The organism is Psychrobacter sp. H7-1 (genome assembly GCF_904846585.1).
Taxonomy (GTDB): Bacteria; Pseudomonadota; Gammaproteobacteria; order Pseudomonadales; family Moraxellaceae; genus Psychrobacter; species Psychrobacter raelei.
Window position 1 is genome coordinate 134,679 of record NZ_CAJHBH010000004.1, and the last position, 26,261, is coordinate 160,939.

A 26,261-nucleotide genomic window follows, 5' to 3' on the forward strand; every position below is an offset into this window, starting at 1 on the left:
TGGCGGTTAAAACAGCCACGGCACTTCTAAAACACGCCACTTCTAAAACAAGCTTATTTAAAGTGAAATAGACAACTAGGAAAGACCATATGTTTGATATTGATGTCAGGCTGTTATTACTGTTCCAAGCCATCTATCAGCAGAATACCATCTCCAAAGCTGCACAAAAGCTGGATATAGGGCAGCCCGCTGCAAGTCTGGGCTTAAATAAATTACGCCAGCATTTTGATGATCCATTATTTGTGAGAGTGGGTAATCAAATGCAGCCTACCCAAACGGCACAAAATTTATTTCCTTTAGTTAATAATGCGCTGCAGCATATTCGCGCAGTTAATGACTATACACATCACTTTGAACCAAAAAATTCATCACGAAGATTTCATATCAGTATGACTGATATCAGTCACATGATTATTGTGCCTAAATTGATAAAATATCTAAAACAGCATGCGCCTCATACCAAGCTTGATATCTCTGCCATTAATAGCGATACCCCTTCACGGATGAGTAGTGGCGAAATTGATTTGGCAATTGGTTATATTCCACATCTTGAAGCAGGCTTTTTTCAACAAACCTTTTTTGAGCAGCATTATTCGGTAGTGGTCCGTCAAGACCATCCACGACTCACACAAAATACGTTAACACTTGAAGCCTATCAACAAGAGCAGCATGCGGATGTGATATCCAGTGGTACAGGTCACTATCTTCTTGAAGACCATTTACGACGGCGACATATAAAACGTCATATCGCCATCACCTTACCCACGTATCTAGGCGTGGGGTTAATTATTCAACAGACTGATTTGGTCGCCACGTTGCCTGATAAATTGGCCAAATTACTGTTACAAGAAAACCGTCTCCACACTTTGCCCCTCCCCTTAGACATTCCCAAATATCAGGTAAAGCAGCACTGGCACGAACGGATGCATGCAAATCCTGATAATCAGTGGCTAAGACAGGTGTGTTATGCCTTGTTTCACCAAGATAATGACAGCTAACTACCATTTATCTTCAGCCAAAAACACTAAGCCCCGTAACATACACAACGCAGCCCTTAGGATGGCCTATGCCATCTAGCTTGAGGCAATAAACAATCGCTGCTTACAATCAGCGACAATGCGATCTAATAGCGCAGCACAGGTTGAAATATCATCCATTAAGCCGACGACTTGACCACGCCTGCCTGCAACGAGTGGCCAAATTAGAATGCGCTATTTGTGATAGTTTATCTGGCAAAAATACTTGCAATGTAATATAAGATAATATAAATTCCACTATACGTAAGAAGTTATCTATAGCGTAAAGGGAGCTATATTTGCAAGGAGCATATCATGTCAATGATTGACCATTCCCTCCCCTCTTTCATCCGTACCGCTGCTTATTCTGACTTTTCTATCCACGACCTTGCGTATGCTATTTTTAGTCATACCGAAGATGGTGCTTGCCGTACAGGTATTGCCATTAAAGAGTGTGCACTAAATTTATCGGTATTAGACACACAAGGTTTATTAAGTTTGGATAATTTATTGTATCTGACCTAATCCGATTAGCCTTCTTAATTGCACCTGCTGCAATATCGTTAGTACTGATGAGTTAGAGATTAACAACATCAGTTAAAAGCCAGGAAAAACCTTCTTTTATCAAGGCTTAGCTATCTGCCTATAACGGTTTTTTCTATATTATTAAATTTATTTACAAGAGTATAAGGATATACGCAATGTCGACTACTTTTAATCATAAATTAGCCACAGTATCAGGCATGATGCTAACCGGCATGTCATTAGGACATGCGGCAACGATGCCTGCTGATAATGCTAATAATCAAAAAGCCCCTAACGTATTGGTCATTATGGCTGATGATCTTGGCTTCTCAGATATCTCGCCTTATGGCGGTGAAATTCAGACGCCAAACCTACAGCTGCTAGCAGAAAATGGGGTAAGCTTTACCGACTTTACGGTAACGCCCTACTCTGCACCTTCTAGAGCTGCATTCTTAACAGGATCAGATCCACATGAAGTGGGTTTGGGTAATCTAATTGAACTGAGTACACCAGAGCAGAAAGCTAGTCCTGATTATGTAGGCCACTTAAATGACAACGCTATAACGATTGCTCAGCGTTTGCAGCAAGCAGGTTATTTTACCGTGATGTCTGGTAAATGGCATTTAGGCACAGAAGAAAAAGATGCCCCCAATAAATGGGGGTTTGATGAATCTTTTGTGTATCTAAAAGGGGAAGGAAATCATTTCAAGCGCGATAACTATCCAGAGGGACCCGATGGCGATCAGCCCTATCGCTTAAATGGTAAGCTTACAGAGCTACCTGACAACTATTACTCATCGAAAAATTTTGCCGATTATTTAATAACCTCTCTAGATAAGCGTCCAAAGGACAAACCTTTCTTTGCCTATTTGCAATTCACAGCACCGCACTCGCCTTTGCAAGCACCACGTGAAGATATAGAAAAATACAGTGGTTATTATCAAGATGGCCCACGTGCTTTAGCGACCCAACGATTTGAGAATGCAAAAAAATTAAACCTTATTCCACAAACAGCCAAACAACCTACTATGGTTGGGTATCCAGAATGGGATAGCTTTAGCGAATTGGACAGACAAAAAGAGATCAAGCGTATGCAAATATATGCTGCCATGGTCGATAACATGGACAGTAATATTGGCAGAATTGTTGACAACCTTCGTGCTAAAGGTGAGCTTGATAACACCTACATCTTCTTTTTCTCAGACAATGGCGCTGCGGGCAAATATCGTGAAACTGCTGGTAGATGGAAAGACTGGGTCAATAATGCGCACAATAACTCTCTAGAGAATATGGGCAATTACGACAGCTATGTATCAATGGGTACTGGCTGGGCTCAAGCGTCTAACATGCCATTTGCGCTATTTAAAGGATATACCTCTGAAGGTGGCGTCCGCTCTCCTTTGATTGTTTCTGGACCTAGCGTTCCTAAGAAAAAAGTATCAAATAAGTATAGCAACCTTATGGATTTAGCACCCACCATTCTCGATATTGCTGGCGTAGAAAAAACCACACCAAAAGGTAAAGCTGCCTTAGATGGTGAGAGCTTAATGCAGGCCATCTCACAGCCGACACTGGGGGCACAAGGTCCTTATGAGCCTAAAACCCTTGAAATGAATGGTGCCAAAATGGTTCGTTTGGGCGAATTTAAAGCGATTGCCCATACGCATCGCTTTGCAGGGTTAGAAGAGAACGTCATACCCACTCAAAAATGGCAACTATACAACCTCAGTCAGGATCCAGGTGAAACAACCAATATTGCTGATAAGCACCCTGGAATCTTAGACAGTATGATCAACAGTTACAACGATTATGCTAAAAAAGTGGGGATAGTGGAAGTGTCGCCAAGTAGCAAATAAAAAGGATTCAGGCATTGATAGTCATTGCTTAATCTGAACAAAACGTAAGCAGCTTTAACCAACCCCAAAACGTTTGGGTGCGATATACCCGGTTAAGGCTGCCGCTTTTGACTCAAGCTGAGCTCAGCATCAATTGAGCAACATACGCTTTAAACTTATAGAGTCTATACTTATGAAACGCATCCCTACCGTACCTGTCAATCACCATAACCCCAATAACCTAGCAACACATCCCAAACTCAATTTAAAGAATACGCAGCATACGGCTTATCGCTTTCATACCATGTTAAAACCGAGCGGGTCTGCTTGCAATATTAATTGCGATTACTGCTTTTATCTGCACAAACAAGATTTGCTGAATCAACCTAAGCATCCACGCATGCCAGAAGAAACCCTAGAGCAGCACATTAGGCAATATATCGAGGCACAATTTGGCGCTAAAGAAGTGGTCTTCACCTGGCAAGGGGGCGAGCCAACCTTAATGGGGTTAGATTTTTTTACTCGAGTGGTTGAGCTGCAAAAACAATATTGTCCTGATGATATGGTCATTCATAACGACATCCAAACCAATGGCTTATTACTCGATGAAAAATGGTGTCAGTTTTTGGCGGCCAATAATTTTTTGGTAGGCATCTCGATTGACGGCCCCAAACATTTGCATGACCGCTACCGCCGTACCAATAACGACAAGCCCACCCATGACCTTGTGATGGCAGCCATTAGTCGCCTAAAAGAGTACGGCATCCCTTTTAATGCGCTGTGTGTGGTTAATAATGAAAACGCAAAAGAGCCTTTGGCTGTTTATCGATTTTTGCGTGACGAGGTCAAACCGCGCATGATTCAGTTCTTGGCTGGGGTTGAGCCGCTGGACTATAAAACCGTTGCAACCTTGCACTGGAAACCAAATTCACTCAAGCAAATCGATGAGCTAACAGACAGATCTGAATTAGAAATAACGGATGACGTGGTCACTGACTGGTCAATCACACCCCAAGGCTGGGGGGCGTTTTTGACCACTGTGTGGCAAGAATGGATTGCTTTAGATTTCGGTCGCGTGTTTGTCGACCATTTTGAAAATACAATTTCACAGGCTCTAAAAAAAGGCGCGCAAAAATGCACCACCGCGCCCATTTGCGGTAAAGCTTTGGCTTTAGAGCACAATGGGGATTTGTATTGCTGTGATCACTTTGTTTACCCAGAATATAAATTAGGCAATATTCACCACACTCATCAAGGAGACTTGGCGTTTAGCAAAAAGCAAACTCAGTTTGGTTATTTAAAGCAAACCACCCTGCCTAATTATTGCAAGACATGTGATTTTTTATCACTGTGCTGGGGAGATTGTCCCAAGCACCGTTTTATAAAGACGCCTGATGGAGAGCTGGGCTTAAGCTACCTTTGCGCAGGACTAAAAATGTACTACGCACAGGTGAGCTCGGACTTGCCACTCATCAAACAAAAGCTTAGATTAAATTAAAACTGGCTAATCTGATAACGCTTAGCGATTGAACGTACGGCATCTATGATGTCACCGTTACCTAGCGGCAATTGCTCAGGCGTACCAATAATGGTGATTGCATATTCCAGCGGTGTCTGTTCAATAAGTGAACGCTCAGTTTCATCGGCTTTAGGCGCTGAAGGGATAACCGGAATGCTGATTGCGTTAATACCCATGAGCATATCACCTGTCACCGTTGCATAACCTTGCGAACGAATATCGGTTTGTAGCTGAGTAAAATCTTGCCATTTAGCATTCAAATCAGTAGGCTTATTAAAGAGAGGATTATGCCCATCATCTTGCCACTCTGAGCGCACCAATGGCTTAATGAGGGTATCAGGCTGATAGCTGGCAAATAGCCTACCTGTGGCAGAAGACGTCAATGGCATACGCGACCCTATGCGAGTAATGATACTGATGGGTCTGTCAGGTTCGAATGAGTGAATAACAATTGGCCCCTCGTTAAACCATTTGGCAACTTGTACACCGCAATGAACCGTGTCTTTGATTTCGGTTGCGGCATCCATGATACGCTGCAAAAGACTGCCTTGATCCAGACTGATGGGGCCTAGCGTGTTACCTCGATTGCCAAGTCCGTAGCGTCCATCACTTAGTTTTCGTGCATAGTCTTTACGAATGAGACTGACCAAGTAGCGATGCATTTTTGCAGGATGCATTCCCATTGATTGAGCAATGTCTTTGAGCATCATAGGTTCGTGATGATCAATGAGTATATCTAAAATTGAGAGTCCGATCTCAAGCGACTGTACGCCATTTTGATTTTTAGGTGTTGATTCTTTTGCTGACATTATACCCTCAGTTAAATAGTGCTTGGTCAAGTGCAGTAAATACCTTAATAACGGTAATTATTCATTAAAACATGGTCATATTACTTATTATGTAATTATATACACAATGATTAATTATTAACACGGTTAAAGAGATTAAACAGTCACCGTTAATTATTAACCGTCATTTATCTTAAACACTTGAAAGAAAGAAACTTAGGAGAACAATTATGATGACTTTATATGGTTACTTTCGTAGCGGTACGTCACATCGTACGCGTATTGCCATGAACCTTAAAGGCCTAGATTATGATAACATCTCTGTTAACTTAGCCCAAGATGAGCAGCTAGAATCGGCCTTCAAAGTGATTAATCCGCAAGGTTTGGTACCTGCGCTACAAACAGATGATCTAATGCTGTTCCAAAGCCCGGCTATTTTAGAGTGGTTAGAGGAGACCTATCCAGAAACACTTTTATTGCCTAAAGATGCTGCTGGCCGCATGAAAGTGCGCGCACTAAGCGCCATGGTTGGCTGCGATATTCACCCTATTAATAACCGCCGCATCTTGCAGTATTTACGCAACGAGTTATCGGTCGATGAAGAACAGGTTCTATTGTGGTGTCAACGCTGGATTTCTGATGGTTTTACTGCACTTGAGACGTTATTGGCCAAAGACAGTGCTCGAGAAGATTTTTGTTATGGCAACCGCCCAACTTTTGCCGATTGCTATTTGATTCCACAAATCTATTCGGCGCGTCGCTTCAAAGTTGATTTAACCCCTTTCCCCAACATTATGCGCATTGATGAACGCTGTCGTACGATCAAAGCATTTATTGATGCTGAGCCTATGAACCAACCTGATGCACCGCACTAGCAATAAACAGCTTCTTAAGACAGATGGTCTAATCGCCCAAACTTCGTATGTCTGAATGCAGACAGGTGGCTTAATGTTCTATGATGTTGTGTTAAGCGTGGCGTGCTGACAGGATTTGTGCATTGATTATGTGAAAAATCATTATTTGGTGTCACTCCTAGAATAGGATTTCATAGTGTGCATTTTTTTAGATCTATTGCAGACCATCCCACATTGGCATTTAGTAGGCCTATTTGTCGCTGGCATCATTGCTTTTATCATCTCTACGGTATCAGGTGGTGGCGGTGCCATGTTGTTGATACCAGTCACCTCGTCGATGATAGGGACAGCAATTGCACCACCTGTCATTAATCTGGCTACCCTTATTAGTAATGCCTCACGGCTTTATTTATTCTGGAGTGCTATTGATTGGTCATTAACCAAATACTATGTACCAAGCGCCATCATAGGCGCGTGGCTAGCAGCATTGGTTTTTAGCCGGTTAGATGCAAACTGGATTCAGTTATTGGTTGGCGTTTTTTTAGTCTCTACTATTTTTCAATATAAATTTGGCAAGGTAAGTAAAACATTTGATATGCCAAAAGTAGGTTTTATCCCTTTGGGCTTTATTGTCGCGTTTATGAGTACGTTGGTAGGTGGTCTCGGTCCTATCCTCAATCCTTTTTATATGAATGCCGGACTAGAAAAAGAAAATCTTATTGCCACTAAAACCGCTAACTCTTTTTTTGTCGGTATTGTACAAATAGGAAGCTACAGTTTTTTTGGCGTAATCACTGCCAAGCTTTGGGTATATGGTCTGGTGTTAGGGCTAGGTGCCGTTATTGGCAATATCATTGGTAAACGATTTTTGGCGGGCATGAGTATTAGTCAGTTTAGAATAATGTTGCTGATTCTAATGGTCATCAGCGGCATAGTAATGATAATAAGAAACGTCAATGTGTTGTTCTCATAAACCATTACTTTTATATAGACGCCCAGTTCGATACAAAACCCTGAAAGTACAATAGATATAAATGTTCGCTGAGTGATTGGCAGTCGCTAACCTATTAACGTTACTGCCTTTTATCTTATATCCCTTAGCTTAAACAATCATGCTTAGTCACCATCAAATAATATTAATTTCATAACTGAACTTCTCAGCTAGCCCATAGGACTCTCTATATTCGATAGGCTCACCTTCTAAATTTTTAGCGACACGACATACCTTAACCAAGCTTTCTTGCTCAGAATTGCCCAAATAAGGGTCTTTATAGTCAGTTATAAAAAATAATGTCTCTACCGCAGATGACACAAACTGGCCGCACTTTTTATAGTAAAACGGATAGAGAAGATTCTCAAAATCTTCAGGATCTAAAGTTGCAAAGGCTTCGTAACGACTCTTAGGTAACCAAATCTTCTCACTCAACAAGACTTTATCTTCAACCATACGCATTCGTTCTATATAAATTAAAGCTTTGTTTTTACCTATATTAAGTTTTTTATTAATATCAGCAATACCGTCTATTACCATGATTTTTTTGATTACACCTGTCGGTGTGCCATAGCCAGCGTCTTTATCACGGAACTTAAAAAACCTTAATAATGAGCTTTCAAAGTCTGGACGCTTTAAAAAAGTGCCTTTGCCTTGCTGCTTTATTAAAATCCCCTCTTCTACTAGTTTTTCAACAGCTTTACGGACAGTTCCTACCGATACTTTATACTTATCTGCAAACTCCTGCTCTGTAGGTAAAGGCGTATTCTCATCCCATTTGCTCTCAGTCAATAATGTCTGTATGTGCCAACGCACTTGCTCATAGCGTGGGATTTTAAAATCTTTAAAATTATTTAACATTTTTTTTCACCAAAATAGATACGTTTTTATAAACTGTCTCAATCTCGTCAAGCGTTTTTATTACTGTAAAAGCGAGAACATACCAAATCCCTTTAATATTAATATTCATCTAAGTAGCGGTGGTCAATTTTATCTAATTAACCTCATCTTTTTTGCTATCATTCTACTCATTTAGTTGTGTTTTAAGGCTCATACGATTTTCTAGTCTAGAAATATTTTTGTCGATATTGCCCTAATACTCTTTACGCTATAAACACTGCTATGGTTTTTATAGAATTCATACAGTTAAAGTCAAGGAATAGCCGTGACTCTTTATATTGTAGCCGCCATCATGGTATGTATCATTTTGGGCTATACCACCAAAATTAATATTGGCCTATTTGCGATAGCTTTTTCATATCTTATCGGCTGTTTTGGTATGGGATTAAAGGCTCATGAAATTATTGAACTGTGGCCTCTCAAAATTTTCTTTGTTATTTTTGCTGTGACTCTTTTCTACAACTTTCCTTTAGCTAATGGTGCTTTAGAAAAGTTATGCAATTATTTGATCTATAAGTGCCGTCACTTTCCTACATTCTTACCGTTAGTTATTTTCTTTGTTGCCACAATTGTCGCAGGCTTAGGTGCTGGTTATTATACGGTTTTAGCGACAATGGCACCGATGATCTTGCTGTTGTCTAAACGCACCAACTTAAATCTTGTCATTGCTACTTTATCAATTAACTATGGTGCCTTAGCTGGCGCTAACTTTATAACTTCACAAAGCGGCGTTATTTTTAGAGAGCTCATGCACGGCGCAGGTGTCGCAAATGACAATACCTTTACTTATGTTTTAGGAATATTCTCTGCTACTTTTATAATGCCTGTTATCGTATTGGGTAGTTATAGCTTGATTAATGCCAAAAATAGCAAAATATTGATTCAAACCACCGTCCCTGAGCCCTTTGATAGCAAGCAAAAACAATCTCTTATCCTAATTTTCATTATGATGGCTATTGTACTTATCGTGCCTATTTTAAATCTACTCATGCCACAGGTGTCAGTGATTCAATTTTTGAACGCTCGGATTGACATTGGTTTTATCGCCATTGTTTTTGCTTTAGTGAGCTTATTTTTGAAACTAGGCGATGAAAAAGCAGTCATTGCTTTAATACCCTGGAATACTCTCATTATGATTTGTGGCGTCGGTATGTTAATTAGTCTCGGAGTAGAAGTAGGCGTCATCTACGAGCTAACAGAGTGGCTAAGTACGAATGTACCTATCTGGATGATACCGATTTTAGTTTTTGTTATTAGCGCTATTATGTCGATATTTGCCAGTACACTCGGGGTAGTCGCCCCTACCTTATTTCCTATGGTTCTGCCCTTAGCCGTTGCCTCAGGACTAAGCCCTTTATTACTATTTACATGTATCGTTGTTGGAGCGCAAAGCTCATCACTCTCCCCTTTCTCATCAGGAGGTAGTCTGATGTTAGGCGCCTCTCAAGTCGTTATAGATAAAGACAAGCTCTTTAATACGCTATTATTCAAAGCTGTGCCCTTAGATATTATTATTGGAATACTCGCAATTTTAGTTATCCAGTTCATTTTTTAACGACTCATAAGTAAAAAGTACCCTGTCATAAGTAAAAATCACCCTGGTTTTTTAGTGTCTCTCATACATGCTTACCCTAGTTTACGTCCCACTACTATATCTATTCTTCTCACTGAATGCATAAGTGCTTGAGCCATTGTCTTAACATCATAGTGCCCCTAACATCACTATGATTATCACTACATTTTTATAATCTGCACCACCAAACACCCTTATATCTATTTGTTTTAATTATAAAAAAATTCCATCAACAATAAGGATTAAGTTGATTTTTTTTGTTTTTTAGACTGATAAAGAAGGCCAATAATTAATCTTTGAGTCAATATATTACTATAAAATTCATATATACATACATATGTTTCTTGTCATTTACAAAATATTCTGTTACTTTTGTGCAGTGACAAAAAAACATATTTTGATGAAGTTTAGTAACCTCGTTAATAAGGTTCAGCTTTACCTGTCATACCTTTATTTATTTTGATTAGAATTCTTCTGAATTTTTACCGTAAAAATACACACAAGGAGTGTCGTGTGAAAAAATTATCCTATCTGGCTCTTGGCCTGTCTCTCTTATCTTTGACCGCTTGTAACAAGCCAAACGAAACTGCCAGTACAGATGCGACTGCCGCAGAAGGCTCAAGTGAGCTAACCGCACCTTCACGTCCAGAATGTATTGCGCCTGCCAAACCAGGCGGCGGTTTTGACTTAACTTGTAAGCTTGCACAAGCTGGCTTAAGAGATACTGGCATCTTAAAAGATCCTATGCGCGTCACCTACATGCCAGGCGGTGTCGGCGCTGTTGCTTATAACAAAATCGTTGCCAATGATCGTGACAATGGCGATGCTATCATTGCCTTCTCTACGGGCTCTATTCTTAATTTATCGCAAGGTAAGTTTGGTAAATTCACTGAAAAAGACGTGAAATGGCTAGCTGGTGTTGGTACTGATTATGGCGCTATTGCGGTCAACGCAAATTCTCCTATTAAAGATTTGGCTGGCTTAGTTGCTGAGCTCAAAAAAAATCCAAAAGCTATTAGCTTTGGCGCTGGTGGTAGTGTCGGTGGTCAAGACTGGATGCAAACTGCCATCTTAGCCAAAGCAGTTGGCGTCAATCCTAGTGACATGACTTATGTCGCGATGGAGGGTGGTGGTGAAGCGATTACAGCGGTAATGGGCAACCATATTACAGCTGTTAGTGCGGGTATTGCTGAAATCATGCCACAAGCTTCTGCTGGTAAATTACGTGTCTTAGCAGTATTTTCAGATGAACGACTAGGTGGCACCATGGCTGATATTCCTACTGCCAAAGAGCAAGGCTACGATGTTACTTGGCCGGTCATTCGTGGTTACTATATGGGTCCAGACGTTAGTCCTAGTGCTTACAACTGGTGGAAAGATGCTTTTGATAAGATGCTTGTTGATCCAAAATTCGCTGAAATACGTGAGCAGCAGGAATTATTACCCTTCTCTATGACAGGCGAAGAACTACAAGCCTACGTTTATAAGCGTACTGATGAGCTGCGTGAACTGTCTGCTGAGTATGGTCTTGTTGAAGCTGAAGCAAAATAGCAACATTAAGCCTCACTGATTTAATTGATTGACTACTAAAGCTTTATCGTACTTTTAAAAGGCTGACAAAATATGAATATGTCAGCCTTTTTTCCCCAAAATTCAAGGAGTCTCCTTATGACAATGGAACGTCTGTTTTCTGGGATAATGGCCCTGGTTAGTTTATTCTTAATATACCTAGCGATTGGTTATGTAGCCCCTATTGCTTATGATCCGATTGGTCCTCGTCCTTACCCTATTTTAATCTTTTCATTGCTGGCATTTGGCGCTTTAGTAGTCGCTTTTCGCCCAGCACGTTTTACTAAGCCTATTGAGATGGGACTTACTAAGCCGATCATCAAAAACCTAGTACTTTGTGCACTCGCATTATTGGTATATGGTCTTATTTTTGAAGGCTTAGGCTTTATTATTTCTACTATCATAATGTCTTTTGTCTTAGGCTTACTGTTTGCAGGTAATCCTATAAAAAGCCTTGTCTTTTCAGTTTTAATCAGTATTGGCTTATATGTCTTATTTGACATATTTTTAGATGTCAAATTACCACTCGGATTGTTGTCAGGGATAATAGGATAGCCAATATGGATACTTTTGATTTTTTGATGCATGGCTTTGCTATCGCATCTACCCCAAATAATTTACTGATTGCACTGATCGGCGCTTTTTTAGGTACCATTGTTGGTATGCTGCCCGGTCTTGGTCCAATCAACGGCGTGGCGATATTACTGCCTTTCGCCTTTGCGCTTGGTTTACCACCAGAGAGTGCACTCATTCTACTTGCAGCCGTTTACCTTGGCTGTGAATACGGTGGCCGTATTTCTGCCATTCTTATTAACGTACCTGGTGATGCCGGTGCCATTATGACGACTTTGGATGGTTATCCACTGGCAAAGCAAGGTAAAGCAGGTATTGCACTATCGCTATCTGCTGTCAGCTCTTTTGTTGGCGCCACTATCGCGACAATCGGCGTGGTACTATTTGCCCCTTTATTAGCTAAGTGGGCAATCTCTTTTGGTCCCGCTGAATACTTTGTATTAATGGTATTCGCGATTACCTGCCTAAGCGGTTTGGTGGGTGATCAGCCTGTTAAAACGGGTATCGCCGCGTTAATTGGTCTTGGTCTAGCAACTGTCGGTGTCGATGCCGTGACCGGTATCTACCGCTTTACCTTTGACTCTGTCAACCTGTCTGATGGTATTCAATTTACCACCATTGTTATTGGTTTCTTTAGTGTGAGTGAAATATTAATCTTGCTCGAAAAAACCACTACAGGCCACAAGATCATTGAACAAGGTAAGCGTAGCTTATTAAACTTCAAAGAGTTTACGTTTACACTAGGCGCTATGCTACGTAGCGGTATAATGGGCTTTGTGGTTGGTATTTTGCCAGGTGCAGGGGCTACCATTGCCAGTGCCATGACCTATGCCAGTGAACGCAAAATTGCTGGTGATACCGGTACCTTCGGTGAGGGTGATCTACGTGGTGTCGCGTCACCAGAGGCAGCAAATAATGCCTCAGCTTGTGGCTCATTTGTACCCATGCTGACTTTAGGTGTACCCGGTTCTGGTACGACAGCCGTTATGATGGGCGCTCTAACCTTATATAACATTACGCCAGGTCCGCAGTTATTTACTGAGCAGCCAGATATCGTTTGGGGTCTTATTGCCTCTTTGTTCATCTGTAACGTCATTTTGTTAGTTATGAACATACCTTTGGTTGGTTTGTTTGCCAAACTGCTTGATGTACCAAATTACATATTAATACCAGGCATTGCTGCTGTCAGTTTTGTTGGCGTATATTCTATTCATAGCACCACTTTTGATTTGGTCTTTATGGTAGCACTTGGTATATTCGGTTATTTCTTACGTAAATTAAACTTCCCATTATCAGCACTTATTTTAGGCTACGTATTAGGAGAGCTAATGGAGTCCAACCTAAGACGTGCTTTATCTATTTCTCAAGGCGAACTGAGTATTCTTTGGAGTAGTCCTATTACAGTAGTATTATGGTTATTGGCTATTTTAATGGTGTTCATGCCAGTTATACGCAGTGTATATCGTAGAAATTATAAGAAGTCTGCTGTTTAAACTTTCAGCTGGCCTTAAAATAATTTTTTATGGTGATTGTGCTTTTAGCATGATCACCATTTTTTATGCTAAGTTATGGTGCCTTGCCGTCAAAGCCGTCTATTTAAGTAGCTGTCCCCTTGTAACTACCCCCTAAAACACCTTACTCAAATATGGAATCTCTTATAAAATGGGCATAAAAAAAGCCCCAATCATGAGATTGACGCTTTCAAATATTGCCTGAGTTGTCATCTCCATACTGTCTTAAAAATGGTTCAAATAAGACTGGTAGGCTATCTAGGCATCGACGAACTGTAGGGTTAACACCTTCCAAGTTAACTCTTCTCTACCAGATGACCGTCATTGGTCGCCAAGCGTGATGTTAAGAGCGCAGAAATTACTAAAATAACAGCACTGGCTATAAACGTGACTTGGTAACCGTTATGATCAAATAAAACCCCACCCAGTGTCGAACCCACCGCAATAGCAAGCTGAATGACAGCCACCATCAATCCGCCACCCGCTTCAGCATTTTTTGGAAGCGTGCGAGCAAGCCAGCTCCACCAACCTACAGGTGCTGCTGTGCCTAAAAGCCCCCATATACCAAATAGTACGGCCACAGCCACAAGCGATGTCCCAAATAAGGTGAGCATCACGGCAATGGCTGCCATGATAACGGGAATAATCATTAACGTGGCATAGAAACGGCGATCTAAAAATATAGTAATAACACAGGTTCCAATAAAACCCATCGCCCCAATGCCAAGCAAAATCAAGGACAGGGTGGAAGTATCAACCTGGGTAATGGTTTCTAAAAAAGGTCTTACATAGGTATAAAGTGAGAATTGCCCCATAAAAAACAAACTGACTGCGAGCATACCCATGGTCACTATAGGATTGCGTAATAGCCCCAAAATAGTCGATTGCTTTGCTGAGTGATCGACCGTAACGTGTAGGGAGGGCAAGCTAATCCACTGCCAAATAAGCGCCAGTATAGCGATAGGAACCAAACACAGAAACGCACCGCGCCAACCAATGACGGAACCAAGATAACTGCCCATAGGCGCTGCAATAACCATTGCCAGTGCATTACCGCTGTTAAAAATCGCCATTGCCCGAGGTACATCCGAGCTTGATACTAAGCGCATGGCCGTCGCTGCTGACATTGACCAAAAACCACCAATCACAATACCAATTAACGCTCGACCCACCATATAAACCATATAACTGTGTGCCAATGCAATAATGACACCTGATACGGCCATCATTGCCGTTAAAAGCAATAATAGTGTTTTACGATTCATGCTTCTTGCTAAGTGAGAAATAGATAAACTGGTAACCACAGCAAAAGCGCCAGAAATAGCAATACCTTGACCCACCATGCCTTCACTGACATTGAGATCTGCTGTAATCGGAGTTAACAAACTTACTGGCATAAACTCTGAAGCAATTAAGGTAAAAACGCACAGTGTCATGGCGAAAACCCCACTCCAGTAAGCAGGCTGCTCTTCAATTAGTTCACTTTTTTTGGTGTTTAACATATCTATTCTCGATATTAATATATTTAAAACGTCGGTGTTTAAAGAGACATGACGGGCTAAAGAAGTCTCCCTCAACATAAATGAACAACCGGCCATCACGTAGCCGGTTGTTGTTATGCTTCATTAGCTGCTCTGTTTTTATTTTAGATTTGTGCGAAAAAATTCTGTTAATTTATCAAAAGGGATTTTATCCATGCGATCGTACAAATCGACATGGTTAGTATTGGGCAGGATAAGTAGCTCTTTGGGCTCTTTGGCTTTTTGATAAGCAGTTTCGCTAAAATATCGAGAGTGTGCGTTTTCACCAACAATCATTAAAATGGGACGCGGAGATATCTCATCAATATGGCTCAGCAGTGGCATATTCATAAATGACAAGGGCATCGTAGCCGTCCATGCACCGTTTGAGTTCACCGAATTTTTATGAAAACCTCGATCCGTGCGGTAGTAATCGAAGAACTCTTTTTGTACCGGGTTCGGGTTACTGTCCAAGGTTTCGGGCAAAACTCTATCTGCCGTGGTCACTTTGCCATTATCGTCTACATTGAGGTCATGACTGGCCGTCGCAGGTTGCGCATTCTTTGCATCTACCCAGCGCTGTTGATTAAGGTGTTTTAGCATGGCTTGACGATCGCCCGCATCATAGCGATCAGCGCCATTACCAACACCATATCCCATCGCACGGCTCATATCGTACATACTGGTCGTGGCGACCGCTTTAATACGGGTATCCATCGCAGCCGTATTGAGCCCCATGCCGCCCCAGCCGCAAATACCAATAATGCCTATCCTATCTCTATCGACCTCAGGACGTAACCCCAAATAATCTATCGCTGCACTAAAATCTTCAGTATTAATATCTGGTGAGGCGACATTTCTAGGCGTACCGCTGCTTTCACCTGTATATGAAGGGTCAAAGGCGATAGTGACAAAGCCCTGCTCTGCCATTTTTTGGGCATATAGTCCTGAGGCTTGTTCTTTCACAGCCCCAAAAGGCCCACTAATAGCCAATGCTGCCAGCTTTTTACCCTTATATGTTTTTGGGATATAAAGATCTGCTGCGAGAGTGAGCCCATAACGGTTGTTGAAGGTTACTTTTTGATGTGTGACGCTGTCACTTTTAGCAAAGGTTTTGTCCCATTTTTGTGTAAGTGGTAGAGTGGATGTGGTTGCCTGTGCCATATGATTCGCTCCAAAGAGAGTTGCACTGACAAGTAATCCTAAGCTAAGCTTTTTTATCATTGATGAGGCAGTCATTGGTCACCCTTTGTAATGTCAGACAATAACGTAACTGATGATTACTTATATTGTGTGTGCAAAAATAGTAGTGTTATAAACCAAGCAAAGCTTTTTATAATCTATTCTTTGTGGTTATGAGATTATCTTATCCTGCTACCATTGCCGTGATAATACCTATTTTTTAGCTTTTATTTATTCACTCAGGTTCTAGATATGCGACAACAAGAAAATTATAATGAGCTGCATGCTTTCTTATTGGTTGCTCAAGAAAGCAGTTTTACCAAAGCTGCTATCAAACTTGGGATATCACAATCGGCATTGAGCCGCTCCATCAAATTATTAGAGCAGCGCTTAGGGCTACAGTTATTTACGAGAACCACACGCAGCTTGTCTTTGACACACGCAGGTGAAGCATTATTTGTGACCGCCGAGCAAAGTTTTGGCGCATTAGATAAAAAATTAGATGAACTCAAGCATTTGCGAGAAACGCCTGCGGGATTGGTACGGATCAGTGCTAGTCAATACGCTATTGATAAAGTTCTTTTGCCTAAATTAGCTAAGTTTAAGCAGCTTTATCCTGATATTGAGCTAGAATTGATAAGCGATACCGCGCTGTCTGATATTATCAGCACACAATTTGATGCAGGTGTACGCTTTGGCAGCTTGGTTACTGATGGCATGATATCGGTAAGTATCGACTATGATGAGGAGATTGCTGTAGTAGGTTCACCGGACTATTTCCATGAATTTGGCTTTCCTAAGACCCCAATAGATTTGAATAATCACAACTGTTTGGGCTATCGATTTATGAACGGTGGCATGTATCATTGGGATTTTGTGATTGATGGTCAGCCCTATAAGTTAAAGACGCAAGGGCAATGGGTATTTTCGACTGACTATTCTGTAATTGACGCCGCAAAACGGGGACTGGGCATTGGTTATGTGCCCATCGATATGGTTAAAGAGGAATTAAAAAGTGGCCAACTCATTCATGTATTGCGAGAGTTCAGTCATACCTTTAGCGGCTTTCATTTATATTATCCACATCACAATGTATCGCCTGCGCTACGAGCCGTCATTGATACCTTGAGAGTTAGATAAATTTAATGGCTATAAGATGGATCGTAGAGGTCACGCCTTATTGACATTAAATCTGCGCCGATACTCACTTGGTGTCAACCCAACAAGGCGCTTAAATATCTTACGAAATGCACTGACATCACCATAACCCACCTTCCACGCAATGTGTTCAACAGGAGACGATGAGAACTGTAGAAAGTCTTTGGCTGCTCCGATGCGTAATCGCTGACAGTATTCTGTCGATGTCATGCCCGTCGCCTTATTAAAACGACGCAAAAAAGTACGCTCCTCTAATCCAGCACAGCCTGCTAATGTGGACAAATCAATATCTTGTGCATTGGTCTTTTGCAGCCAATGCTGAACTTTTAGTATGGCCGCGTCCCCATGAGTGAGTATTGGAGAGAACGCGCTGTAATAGCATTGCTCACGCCTTGAGGGATCAATTAATAACATACGAGCGGTTTCATTCATCACTTTAGAGCCAAGAAAGCGATCAATCATTCTTAAACCTAAATCTGTCCAAGCCATTGCCCCACCAGCGGTCACAATATCACCGTCTTCGATAATAATGCGATCCACATCAAGATACACATCGGGGAAACGCTGCTTAAAATCCTCTACATAACCCCAATGTGTGGTTGCCTGACGTTTAGATAGTAGTCCTGTCTCGCCCAACAAAAAAGCACCAGCGCAGACAGATGACAGTATCGTCCCTGTCGAATGCTGCTCTTTTAACCATTGAAGCCAAGGAGCGGCGGCTTGCTTTGCAATAGGTGCCTCTAACGTGGGTGGAATGATGATGGCTGCTAATTTTCCTACGCTATCAGGCTTGCTCGAAAAAGTGCGCTTAGGCCGCTGCTCAGCACGGCTAATTTCCCAGTGACTGACTTGTAAAGGCAGATCGGTTGTATCTTGAGATTTAGCGGTGAGTTTACTGGCCACCATCAGTAAATCCGTCAGTCCAAGGATGGCAGCCATTTGCGCTTTCTCATAGACAACCAAGCCAATTTCAATCGTATGATTTTGATTCATATGTCGTTAATAGCCTGTTTAGCTCCTTTTTTTTAATTTAACTGCTAGTTAAGCATAATTTAATTGATCAAAATTATCCATATAATTAAGCGTAAATCACCCTAAACCCCATATGGTCAGGCTTATTGGCATGAGTCGCTTGATAAAACAGGTTACGATCATCAACAGACAAGGTCGATTCAATCGTCTCGCAGATATAGCCAAGCTCTTCTATGAGAACATCTTGGGCATTAAAGTCCAATAATATACTGCCAAAATATGCGGGCTGAGATAGCTTCTCTATTATCTTATCTACAACTATTTTAAGTGTCTCTTCTCGAGTTGATTCAATTTTTATAGGATGAACCTGAGTAAACTTAACAATGCCTTCTGTTTCAAACAACAACTTTATATCAAACGCATCTAGAACCAATAATCCATTTGACGGTTTAGATTGCACCAACTCAACAACCTCTTGTACCTCATCTGGTTGGCACTTCACTACTCCGTCAACGGTATTTAAGACTTCCAAACATTTATTACTTGTGTCGTCCTTATCGCTATCAGTCCATATACTTATCAGACTCACACACCCTGTTTTATCCTTTAGTTCTAAAAGAGAGTTTTCATTCCATTGTTCATCAATAATCACGCAAGCAAAAGCACATGGCGTATCATCGATGATGTCTGGTTTATATAGCTTAGCTCTGACATAGCCCTGTTTTTGGCTATTGCTCACATAAATTTGATCGCTAATCATTGCTTAGTCCTTATACTCAATATCTTTTTTAATATTTATCTAATACAGCCAAAGCGCTTAATCTTTATAAAGCTCTATAGCACTCAACAATCTCTCCCTAACTGCCGCCCTCAGCTCATTTGGCGCTTCCACCACAGCCAATTGCGACATACTCACCAGCCAGTCCTCTAAACGCTGAGTGTTAGCAACCGTTGCCGTCACTCTATTCCAGTTATCATCAATCCTCTCAATTTGCTGATTATCCGCTAAGGGACGCTCAAATAAATGCTGACAAGCATATTTTTGAACCTTAAGGACCAGTTTAATCTCATGGCTATTGGTGGGCTCAAGCTTACCAAGCTTATGCAAATGAGTAAGCGTGAAGGCATCTCGATTAACCCAGTCTGGCATGGGCTTATCAATCACAACCGCTTCTTTGATTCGATTAACCGCGAAGTTTCGATGTGCTTTTAATAAAACCTCATCATCAATATGCTCATCAACAGGATTTGTTTTGATAAACAATGCATAGCTGGCTTTTATTCAGCAGTGCCTGATGTATGCCTGCTAATACTTGGTTATCGATAGTTGGCGCTTGTACCACACTTGGTAAATTTATGAGATGCTCTTGCCACTGCCCCAATGCACCTTGATGGAATCGTACCTTTTCACGTTTACGAATCTGCGCTAATTTATGATGAAGGGTTTGCTGAAAGGAGATAGGTAAATAGTTGGCTGTATAATTACTAAGCATCTCCCAAAAAAATACGGTCTGCTCATTAATAGCATCGATACTAAAATCAGGTTCGATATAAAACCGTGCGGTTTGCCCGCTAATGTTTTGACCCCAAGCTGGTATCCGAACCAAAGCCTGGCTATAAAAGATATCTGTAAATATTTGGTTTAAGCTAAACAAATCGTTTTCAAGATTTTTACGTTGATTAGAAACGTTATCAGTGTCGCTAGCGTATTTATCCATCAGTTCTGTCAGTGATGTCGCCTGCGCTTTGCTACGCGGCAAATATTGATATAACGCAAACAGACGTTCAGATTTTTTATAGCTTGAAATAGGATGGGCTGACATTTTTACTCGCTTTATTAGGCTGCTATACCGTTATTTAGTATTAACTTTCCTATGACACTACATAGCTGGGATAACTGTGCTTTAAAATTTGCTTAATTTAATCAAAACGCACCACAATTGCTGTGCCATTGTCATAAGCTTTGCCCTCTGATTGATAAACTTGTGTCTTTAATGCCAGTAGCCATTTCTGCAAATCCGTATGCTTGTCTATTAATTTCCACTCATCACTAGGCACCAAATCGTGTATACCATCAGTGCAAACAACCAAGCTGTCGCCAGTATTAATCTCTATCGTAGTCACTTCGCTTTGCGGCGCTTCAGCATTAAACCCATCCTTAGTAGACAAACTAAAACACTCAGTAATGCCATATAGCATGCCAGCCATACCTGCTTGGTTATAATCTGTCATCTGTGCTTGCCTGCCTTCCGCTTGTACTTGCTCATCAATCAAGTCATTAAGCAAATTTTGATCTCGGGTTAAACACTCCCACTGCGAAGATTCGCTTGTAAGTCGATAAACGCGGCTATCGCCAACATGGGTTATCTTGCCTTGAATACCTCCTTGCTCACTTTTTGCCTCAAGCATCGCCAACGTGGCAGCTGCGCCATAACGCTTAGCACTGTGTTTGGTTTCGCTAATAACATTATGAATATTAATAGCGTTCAATGACTGCTGGCTATCTATTAAAGATTTTATAGATTTCACCACAGCTTTTGAGCAATGCTGAGAGTAGTTAGAGCTGGCAACACCATCAGAGACAGCCAAGCAAAAAGGCGGGCTGATAGACTTAACTGCTGTCACACCCAGTCTTTCTTGGTAATAATCATCTATAAAAAAGAAAGCATCCTGCTGACGGTTGTTACTGGCATTACCTTGAAAGGTTATGGCACAGGCTTGACCGACTATATTTGTGCAATCTAAAGACGTATTCATAAAAGGCACCTCTTTAATGTCTATATCTTTATTATAGACTGCAGCCTAGAAAATTATATTCTAGGCTAGGATTTAATCAAATACTTTTAAAGAGTCCGACGATTCCGAGGCGTTCTATACAACCTCATTCAAATTTCACCTATTTAAACTAACCCAAATCGGTATTAAAAAATTTCAAATGTAAATTTACTTCAAATTCAAAGCATACAGTGCTAAGTTCAAAGCTATTAATGATGGCCTTGAACTTAGAGATTTAATAATGGATATAACAACAATAGCCAAGCTACAAAAGAAAGGGGTTCTCATCTCCCCTGTCATTGCCAATTTATTTGAAATTTACACTGTAGATATCAGACCTGTCCTAGATAAGCAGAAAAACAAGCATCTTAAGCTTGAGCAAAGGCGCGCCTTCTTCAAACCGACTCTTATTGTTAAAAGCGAGAAAAAACAGCTACTAGCCAATAACTTCGAGCTCTACTACCTGATCAAAAGTCACAACCTTGATCAAGACACATTTAAACAAAATGTCCTTGTCAGCTCATTAACTGAAGAGGAAGGTAGCTTTGGTATAGCTTTTTTTGAGTTACTCGAAATCATCTCCAGATATAAAGCTATCCTAGACTTAAGCATTATTTATACGAAGCTTAATAACATACTGACCAAAGATATGACCCAAAAGCTTCTCAAAAAAAACAATTTTTCTATCAGAACATTTTGTGCACTCATAGGTATTACGGAGAGAACCTACCATATTCGCAGAACTAAGAGTCTCAAGCTATGACACAAGATAAAGTACAAACTAATCCAAAAAAATGGTTATGTAACCCAGAACTATCATATTTTCTTAGCAATTATAACAAGGCCATAAATCCTTTCTCTTTAGAGCTGACTTGGAGATATGAGTTTAATATCGACCTATCTAACTACAGTTACACTGATATTAATCCCAAATATCCTAAGGCCGTTTGGTCTGCTATATCAACCATCACCTTATACGTACACTTAAGCTACAAGAATCCAAGCATATCCACCCATAGCTTGATTGAGATCATCATAGAGCAATTGCAAAAAAGACCTGTTTCCAATGATGACATGCAAATCAACAAATCGGCATTAGCGAGCAAGCCACGTTTAATGACATTGATTATGCTAATGCAGGATATCGTGATTAATAAGCAGTATTATCAACTAAAAAATCAGTTAATTTGGATATCTATAGCCCTACACACCTCTGTATTACAGATTTACTATCAGTCATACAGTGTTAAAAAAGACATCCTAATGCAGTTTAAGTTAGCTCAGTTTTATGAGTCTGCTAACAGAGCTTGGATATGGGATTCACTACCTGGCATCTCTGAGTTAAGCATGGATACAGAGAGTATCTTACTTATACTATTGGGCATCCTTGAGCAAAAAGAAGACGAGATTAAGTCTTTTGAAAACAGTGATGTTATCAGTCTTATTGAATCAGAAAAAAGTAGGTCTCCTTTAAGCACTAGGCTTGGGCAAATACAAAAAATACACTTGGCTTATCAAGATGTCTTCTTCTTAATAGCCAGGCACAGAAAGTCAAAAAGCCGTAAAAACAAAGAGGGTGCCCTTAATAAAAAGAAGATTAAAGCTATTAACTTAACCCAGGACAATCCTGTTTATGAACCTTCAAATAATGAGCCTGAGCCTTATTATTGGGACACAACACCTAATGATATTGAGGCGTACCTCCCAAAAGTAGATACAAGGTTTTTCGAGGCTGAAATTGAAGAAGATGAGTCTAGTGGATTAAAGGCAAGCACTGAAGAAATAATTGACCATTATGATAGACCTTATATTAGCTATAGTAGGCCACCAGACCCACTAATTAATCACTCAGCTCCTTTACAAGCAATAGATATCACACTGCAACAAAACTATATGTCCCAGCGTGAGCTGGAGCTAAATTCAAATACACGAATACTATCCTTGGCAGGATATCAAGGCTTATTTAGTAGACTAAGTCATGATGCCAAAGCAGCCGCTAAAGAGGGTGACAAAGGTACAGCTAGTCTGTTATTACTGTCAATGCTTACAGGCCTACCTGTTAAGTCTTTAATGATGCCGGGATATATCGATCAGCCCAGTGTCTTTAGTGTCGGCATTAGTCGAGCTTACATTAAGCACCACTTGGGTGTTACCAAAAGGTCCAAGAAGTTTGATAACGCAATCTTCGAGAACGAATTTGATGAGGTCAAAATACCATTACCAGTTTGGTTAATTGGATACCTCTCATCAAATCAACTTCCCACAAAAGAAGCGTTAATTGCCTACTTATCAACGCTGCGCACCTCTCTTCAATTGCCCTATCTGTCAATAAATAGAGTAGAAACTGCGCTTCACGTTATCCTTTCTCGATACACCCCTAACTGCCATTCTCATATTGCAGATATTATTTGCCGAGTACCTGCTTCCCATGCGCCTGCAATGTACTACAGCAGTCATACGAGTGAAGAGTTAATTACTCACTATAAAGCCGCTTTAAATAAATTAAATGCAAATAAAGACTTTGATCTATCGTATATAACCGCTTGGCATAAATACACATTAGGGTCAGCCTTCGCTTTTAAAGTCGATTATGTTCATAGCTTTATGAATGAGCTTAAAGCATGGGTTCGGAATAGCCCAAATCCTGATATCCACTTTAATAGGACAAGCATTTTAGTCTGGTTTATATTCTGCACATTAACAGGAGTGCGCCCAAACAATAGCATCGGTACGATATCAGATATAGATCTTGAAACAGGGTGGCTATTAGTTTATGACAAGCCCAGCAAAAATGTTCAAAACCATAGGCTTGTACCCCTATGCCCTACCCTAGTACGGTACTTAACAGACTACAAGGCCTACCTCATAGATTATCAGCTACGCAATCCCTTAAAGTATGAGATAAGCGAGTGTGTCGATGCAATCAGTCTTGGAGAGGACGTTGCTTTACTAAGACTGTTATCAGACAGTGCAGATGGCTTAGATAATATTAAGCGAGGTGATGCTTATCGGATGACTCAAGATATACTCGACGCTGACCCCTATTGGAATCGTCATTTTGTTAGAACACAGCTAGAGAAGTATGGAGTTAATCTTGCACTGATTAATACAGTCATTGGTCATGAGAAAGGTCGTCAAGAAGCGCTTGGCCAGCTGTCCTCCTCTAGCAAAGCAAAGATTAAAGGAGTTGGAGGATTCTTGGAGCATCTTGCCAATTTACTGGAACTAAGCACCGTCAAAAGTAAAACGCTGCATTATTATGGAGAGCCAAGTAATGCTTAAATTAAATACTCCTAAAATAATTGATGGGCTTGCCAAATTTGATGGCCGAAAAAAGAAATATGTCCCTTACCCCGAAATTTATAACCAAAGCAGTGAGGTTAAAAAGCTTCGGATCTCGATACTCTCAGAGCTACAAACACTGTGGGAACAATTACAAAAAGAGTATCCTGGCAATATAAGGTTTTTAAAATCAGCCTCAAATTTTTTCGAGTTAGTAGCACCTATAGAAAGCCTTTCGTTTGAATTCAAACCTAGCTCTCAACAAGGATTTAATAGCCTGCAGTTATATTGGAGTTCTTATCCCTCTAAGCTCCATTACCAAGTCTATGAAAGACTAAGGCCTCTATCTAGCGTAGGCTATCAAAAATTTCATGAGCGGTGCAATGCACTAATAGCTAGGAAGTTCAAAACTAAAAAGGAGCAAAAACAAGCAGGAATTGGTGTTACCGATTTTATTGAATTTCAGAATCAACACTTTATGCTGGCTAAGCATTTTTATCCTATCATTCATCCACCGAAGCCAACCAAACCTAACCCACTGACTGTGAATCAAAGCTGGATTAAGCAGGGAAAACAGTTAAATCAGGTTATTCGGGCCGTACATGATCACTGGTATCAAACTAAAGAATACAGCCCAGATGAAATTTTAGGTTGGCTAATTTTCTCAGGCATCATCTATGGTGGGATAAATGAAGGTAACATGCTTAGAGCTTGGCTTGCTGCATTGCTAAACAAAGAATATAAACCCTTTATTCATCAAAGAACCTTTATATCCGCAAAGTTTGAATATGTATATTATGGCAATGAGCGATCTGAAGATGGCAAAACTCTCTACAACACCAAACAAATCATTGTCGATTTAGTCAGTCAATGTTGGCTTATACGCTATCATCAGCAGGTTAGCCCACAAAAGACTGAGCAAACACTCCGCCAATTATCTGATAAGACACTAAAGCATCATTTAAAGAATGCTTTGAAACCGGTACTCGAGCCTTTTGATATCAAGATACCTACTTTGGCAAAGCTCATGTATTACGCAAGCTATCACTGGGAAGTGTTGGATAATGTCGATATCGACCAAGCGTCCGTAACCGTCCTGCGAGGTAGGCAAAATACCTCTGGGCTTAAGGCGTTTAACTTTGAAACACTGTTAAGTCAAAACTATAAAGCAGTGAAACTTACTTACGAGCTCAAAGATATCATTGAGCTCAATATCCACGAATCCGATGATACTGATACAGTCATTACTAATAAGAAGAAAATTAAAGTTAGAAAGTCGGACCTGATTGATAAGCTGACTCAGGACTTTAAATTAGATAAGGAACTCAAGACAAAGCGGCTCAGTTATAAACCACCTACTTTAATTGAACGGATTGAAAAGCGCTGCAATCAATATAAGGATCTGAGTGAACGTGTTTTACTACACTGGATACTCAGCTTTTTAAATGCAAAAAAGCCTCCTAGCAATCAAAGTATTTTGAAATACATTAAAGCTATTGGCTATGAATGGCTATATTTTACTATGGCACAACCAATAGAGATGTGGGAGGAAGAAGATTTTGAAACACACTGAACCGCCCCGGGATTGTCGGAGACTCATTTATCTGAGAGAATACGACAATGAAAACACGAAACTATACCCCCGAAATGAAAGAGCGCGCCGTCCGTATGCTAATTGAAGCTAAAGACGACTACCCATCCACCTGGTCAGCCATCAA

At 40.6% G+C, this 26,261-nt stretch carries 23 protein-coding genes; 14 read left to right on the forward strand and 9 right to left on the reverse strand.

The features are described 5' to 3' along the window. The first annotated feature begins 89 nt into the window (after positions 1–89). The 4 genes from JMX92_RS02850 (at position 90) to JMX92_RS02865 (ending at position 4,874) form a co-directional block, all read left to right on the forward strand. Complete coding sequence (locus tag JMX92_RS02850; protein ID WP_011960012.1) at positions 90–998, forward strand: LysR family transcriptional regulator; 909 nt, start codon at positions 90–92, stop codon at positions 996–998. A gap of 333 nt (positions 999–1,331) precedes the next feature. After that, positions 1,332–1,541 (forward strand): hypothetical protein, encoded by a 210-nt coding sequence (locus JMX92_RS02855; RefSeq protein ID WP_155586964.1) that lies wholly within the window; start codon positions 1,332–1,334, stop codon positions 1,539–1,541. A gap of 176 nt (positions 1,542–1,717) precedes the next feature. Beyond that, a complete protein-coding gene (locus JMX92_RS02860; protein ID WP_201543802.1) occupies positions 1,718–3,397 on the forward strand; it encodes an arylsulfatase in 1,680 nt (559 codons plus the stop codon). Between the two features lie 172 nt (positions 3,398–3,569). Then, complete coding sequence (locus tag JMX92_RS02865) at positions 3,570–4,874, forward strand: anaerobic sulfatase maturase (RefSeq protein WP_201543803.1); 1,305 nt, start codon at positions 3,570–3,572, stop codon at positions 4,872–4,874. Here the strand turns inward: JMX92_RS02865 and JMX92_RS02870 are convergent. After that, the gene (locus JMX92_RS02870) at positions 4,871–5,704 is read right to left on the reverse strand and encodes an IclR family transcriptional regulator (protein ID WP_201543805.1); all 834 of its coding nucleotides are present in this window, start codon (positions 5,702–5,704) and stop codon (positions 4,871–4,873) included. The genes JMX92_RS02865 and JMX92_RS02870 overlap by 4 nt on opposite strands. Before the next feature lie 212 nt (positions 5,705–5,916). Between JMX92_RS02870 and maiA the strand changes: the two genes are divergently transcribed. Together maiA and JMX92_RS02880 are read left to right on the forward strand one after the other, a co-directional pair. Then, the gene (gene maiA / locus JMX92_RS02875) at positions 5,917–6,558 is read left to right on the forward strand and encodes a maleylacetoacetate isomerase (protein WP_201543833.1); all 642 of its coding nucleotides are present in this window, start codon (positions 5,917–5,919) and stop codon (positions 6,556–6,558) included. A 175-nt stretch (positions 6,559–6,733) separates the two neighbouring features. Continuing rightward, positions 6,734–7,510 (forward strand): sulfite exporter TauE/SafE family protein, encoded by a 777-nt coding sequence (locus JMX92_RS02880; RefSeq protein WP_201543806.1) that lies wholly within the window; start codon positions 6,734–6,736, stop codon positions 7,508–7,510. A 153-nt stretch (positions 7,511–7,663) separates the two neighbouring features. On the opposite strand, the gene JMX92_RS02885 is transcribed toward JMX92_RS02880, so the two are convergent. Then, on the reverse strand, positions 7,664–8,389 hold the full coding sequence (locus tag JMX92_RS02885; protein WP_011960008.1) for a GntR family transcriptional regulator: 726 nt from the start codon (positions 8,387–8,389) through the stop codon (positions 7,664–7,666). 304 nt (positions 8,390–8,693) lie between these two features. On the opposite strand from JMX92_RS02885, the gene JMX92_RS02890 reads away from it, so the two are divergent. From JMX92_RS02890 to JMX92_RS02905, 4 genes are all read left to right on the forward strand, one after another. Then, entirely contained in the window at positions 8,694–9,983 is a 1,290-nt protein-coding gene (locus tag JMX92_RS02890; protein WP_201543807.1) for an SLC13 family permease, read from the forward strand. Positions 9,984–10,514: 531 nt separating this feature from the next. After that, positions 10,515–11,552 carry a Bug family tripartite tricarboxylate transporter substrate binding protein gene (locus JMX92_RS02895; RefSeq protein WP_201543808.1) on the forward strand — a complete coding sequence of 346 codons (1,038 nt, stop codon included), beginning with the start codon at positions 10,515–10,517 and terminating at the stop codon, positions 11,550–11,552. A gap of 117 nt (positions 11,553–11,669) precedes the next feature. Next, the gene (locus tag JMX92_RS02900; RefSeq protein WP_201543809.1) at positions 11,670–12,125 is read left to right on the forward strand and encodes a tripartite tricarboxylate transporter TctB family protein; all 456 of its coding nucleotides are present in this window, start codon (positions 11,670–11,672) and stop codon (positions 12,123–12,125) included. 5 nt (positions 12,126–12,130) lie between these two features. Then, positions 12,131–13,636: a tripartite tricarboxylate transporter permease gene (locus JMX92_RS02905; protein ID WP_201543810.1), complete on the forward strand. Its 1,506-nt coding sequence runs from the start codon at positions 12,131–12,133 to the stop codon at positions 13,634–13,636. A 314-nt stretch (positions 13,637–13,950) separates the two neighbouring features. Here JMX92_RS02905 and JMX92_RS02910 read toward each other — a convergent pair whose 3' ends face one another. Beyond that, positions 13,951–15,156, reverse strand: coding sequence for an MFS transporter (locus tag JMX92_RS02910; protein ID WP_201543811.1), 1,206 nt, complete (start codon positions 15,154–15,156; stop codon positions 13,951–13,953). Positions 15,157–15,294: 138 nt separating this feature from the next. Beyond that, positions 15,295–16,338, reverse strand: coding sequence for an alpha/beta hydrolase (locus tag JMX92_RS02915; RefSeq protein ID WP_265089763.1), 1,044 nt, complete (start codon positions 16,336–16,338; stop codon positions 15,295–15,297). A gap of 270 nt (positions 16,339–16,608) precedes the next feature. On the opposite strand from JMX92_RS02915, the gene JMX92_RS02920 reads away from it, so the two are divergent. Continuing rightward, positions 16,609–17,496: a LysR family transcriptional regulator gene (locus tag JMX92_RS02920; protein ID WP_201543812.1), complete on the forward strand. Its 888-nt coding sequence runs from the start codon at positions 16,609–16,611 to the stop codon at positions 17,494–17,496. Between the two features lie 30 nt (positions 17,497–17,526). Here the strand turns inward: JMX92_RS02920 and JMX92_RS02925 are convergent, their stop codons facing one another. From JMX92_RS02925 to JMX92_RS02940, 5 genes are all read right to left on the reverse strand, one after another. Next, entirely contained in the window at positions 17,527–18,507 is a 981-nt protein-coding gene (locus JMX92_RS02925; RefSeq protein ID WP_201543814.1) for a GlxA family transcriptional regulator, read from the reverse strand. Between the two features lie 85 nt (positions 18,508–18,592). Further along, positions 18,593–19,246, reverse strand: a complete 654-nt coding sequence (locus tag JMX92_RS02930) for a hypothetical protein (RefSeq protein ID WP_201543816.1) — start codon at positions 19,244–19,246, stop codon at positions 18,593–18,595. 57 nt (positions 19,247–19,303) lie between these two features. Beyond that, the gene (locus tag JMX92_RS13455) at positions 19,304–19,750 is read right to left on the reverse strand and encodes a helix-turn-helix transcriptional regulator (RefSeq protein WP_227675239.1); all 447 of its coding nucleotides are present in this window, start codon (positions 19,748–19,750) and stop codon (positions 19,304–19,306) included. Further along, positions 19,725–20,309: a hypothetical protein gene (locus JMX92_RS13460; RefSeq protein ID WP_227675240.1), complete on the reverse strand. Its 585-nt coding sequence runs from the start codon at positions 20,307–20,309 to the stop codon at positions 19,725–19,727. Before JMX92_RS13460 ends, JMX92_RS13455 begins: the two co-directional genes overlap by 26 nt. Positions 20,310–20,406: 97 nt before the next feature. Then, positions 20,407–21,243 (reverse strand): PP2C family protein-serine/threonine phosphatase, encoded by an 837-nt coding sequence (locus JMX92_RS02940; RefSeq protein ID WP_201543818.1) that lies wholly within the window; start codon positions 21,241–21,243, stop codon positions 20,407–20,409. 259 nt (positions 21,244–21,502) lie between these two features. Here JMX92_RS02940 and JMX92_RS02945 point away from each other — a divergent pair, with 259 nt between their 5' ends. The 3 genes from JMX92_RS02945 to JMX92_RS02955 are packed head-to-tail and all read left to right on the forward strand — an operon-like array spanning position 21,503 to position 26,116. Continuing rightward, positions 21,503–22,024: a hypothetical protein gene (locus tag JMX92_RS02945; protein WP_201543820.1), complete on the forward strand. Its 522-nt coding sequence runs from the start codon at positions 21,503–21,505 to the stop codon at positions 22,022–22,024. Further along, entirely contained in the window at positions 22,021–24,543 is a 2,523-nt protein-coding gene (locus JMX92_RS02950) for a site-specific integrase (protein WP_201543822.1), read from the forward strand. Before JMX92_RS02945 ends, JMX92_RS02950 begins: the two co-directional genes overlap by 4 nt. Next, a complete protein-coding gene (locus tag JMX92_RS02955; protein WP_201543824.1) occupies positions 24,536–26,116 on the forward strand; it encodes a hypothetical protein in 1,581 nt (526 codons plus the stop codon). The genes JMX92_RS02950 and JMX92_RS02955 overlap by 8 nt, the downstream gene beginning before the upstream one ends. The last annotated feature ends 145 nt before the right edge of the window (positions 26,117–26,261 follow it).

Bases quoted from the DNA above. Each gene is read 5' to 3' on its own strand.
- JMX92_RS02850 (WP_011960012.1), top strand. From the start codon at position 90: ATGTTTGATATTGATGTCAGGCTGTTATTACTGTTCCAAGCCATCTAT.
- JMX92_RS02855 (WP_155586964.1), top strand. From the start codon at position 1,332: ATGTCAATGATTGACCATTCCCTCCCCTCTTTCATCCGTACCGCTGCT.
- JMX92_RS02860 (WP_201543802.1), top strand. From the start codon at position 1,718: ATGTCGACTACTTTTAATCATAAATTAGCCACAGTATCAGGCATGATG.
- JMX92_RS02865 (WP_201543803.1), top strand. From the start codon at position 3,570: ATGAAACGCATCCCTACCGTACCTGTCAATCACCATAACCCCAATAAC.
- JMX92_RS02870 (WP_201543805.1), bottom strand. From the start codon at position 5,704: ATGTCAGCAAAAGAATCAACACCTAAAAATCAAAATGGCGTACAGTCG.
- maiA (WP_201543833.1), top strand. From the start codon at position 5,917: ATGACTTTATATGGTTACTTTCGTAGCGGTACGTCACATCGTACGCGT.
- JMX92_RS02885 (WP_011960008.1), bottom strand. From the start codon at position 8,389: ATGTTAAATAATTTTAAAGATTTTAAAATCCCACGCTATGAGCAAGTG.
- JMX92_RS02900 (WP_201543809.1), top strand. From the start codon at position 11,670: ATGACAATGGAACGTCTGTTTTCTGGGATAATGGCCCTGGTTAGTTTA.
- JMX92_RS02905 (WP_201543810.1), top strand. From the start codon at position 12,131: ATGGATACTTTTGATTTTTTGATGCATGGCTTTGCTATCGCATCTACC.
- JMX92_RS02910 (WP_201543811.1), bottom strand. From the start codon at position 15,156: ATGTTAAACACCAAAAAAAGTGAACTAATTGAAGAGCAGCCTGCTTAC.
- JMX92_RS02915 (WP_265089763.1), bottom strand. From the start codon at position 16,338: ATGGCACAGGCAACCACATCCACTCTACCACTTACACAAAAATGGGAC.
- JMX92_RS02920 (WP_201543812.1), top strand. From the start codon at position 16,609: ATGCGACAACAAGAAAATTATAATGAGCTGCATGCTTTCTTATTGGTT.
- JMX92_RS02925 (WP_201543814.1), bottom strand. From the start codon at position 18,507: ATGAATCAAAATCATACGATTGAAATTGGCTTGGTTGTCTATGAGAAA.
- JMX92_RS02930 (WP_201543816.1), bottom strand. From the start codon at position 19,246: ATGATTAGCGATCAAATTTATGTGAGCAATAGCCAAAAACAGGGCTAT.
- JMX92_RS13460 (WP_227675240.1), bottom strand. From the start codon at position 20,309: ATGTCAGCCCATCCTATTTCAAGCTATAAAAAATCTGAACGTCTGTTT.
- JMX92_RS02940 (WP_201543818.1), bottom strand. From the start codon at position 21,243: ATGAATACGTCTTTAGATTGCACAAATATAGTCGGTCAAGCCTGTGCC.
- JMX92_RS02945 (WP_201543820.1), top strand. From the start codon at position 21,503: ATGGATATAACAACAATAGCCAAGCTACAAAAGAAAGGGGTTCTCATC.
- JMX92_RS02950 (WP_201543822.1), top strand. From the start codon at position 22,021: ATGACACAAGATAAAGTACAAACTAATCCAAAAAAATGGTTATGTAAC.
- JMX92_RS02955 (WP_201543824.1), top strand. From the start codon at position 24,536: ATGCTTAAATTAAATACTCCTAAAATAATTGATGGGCTTGCCAAATTT.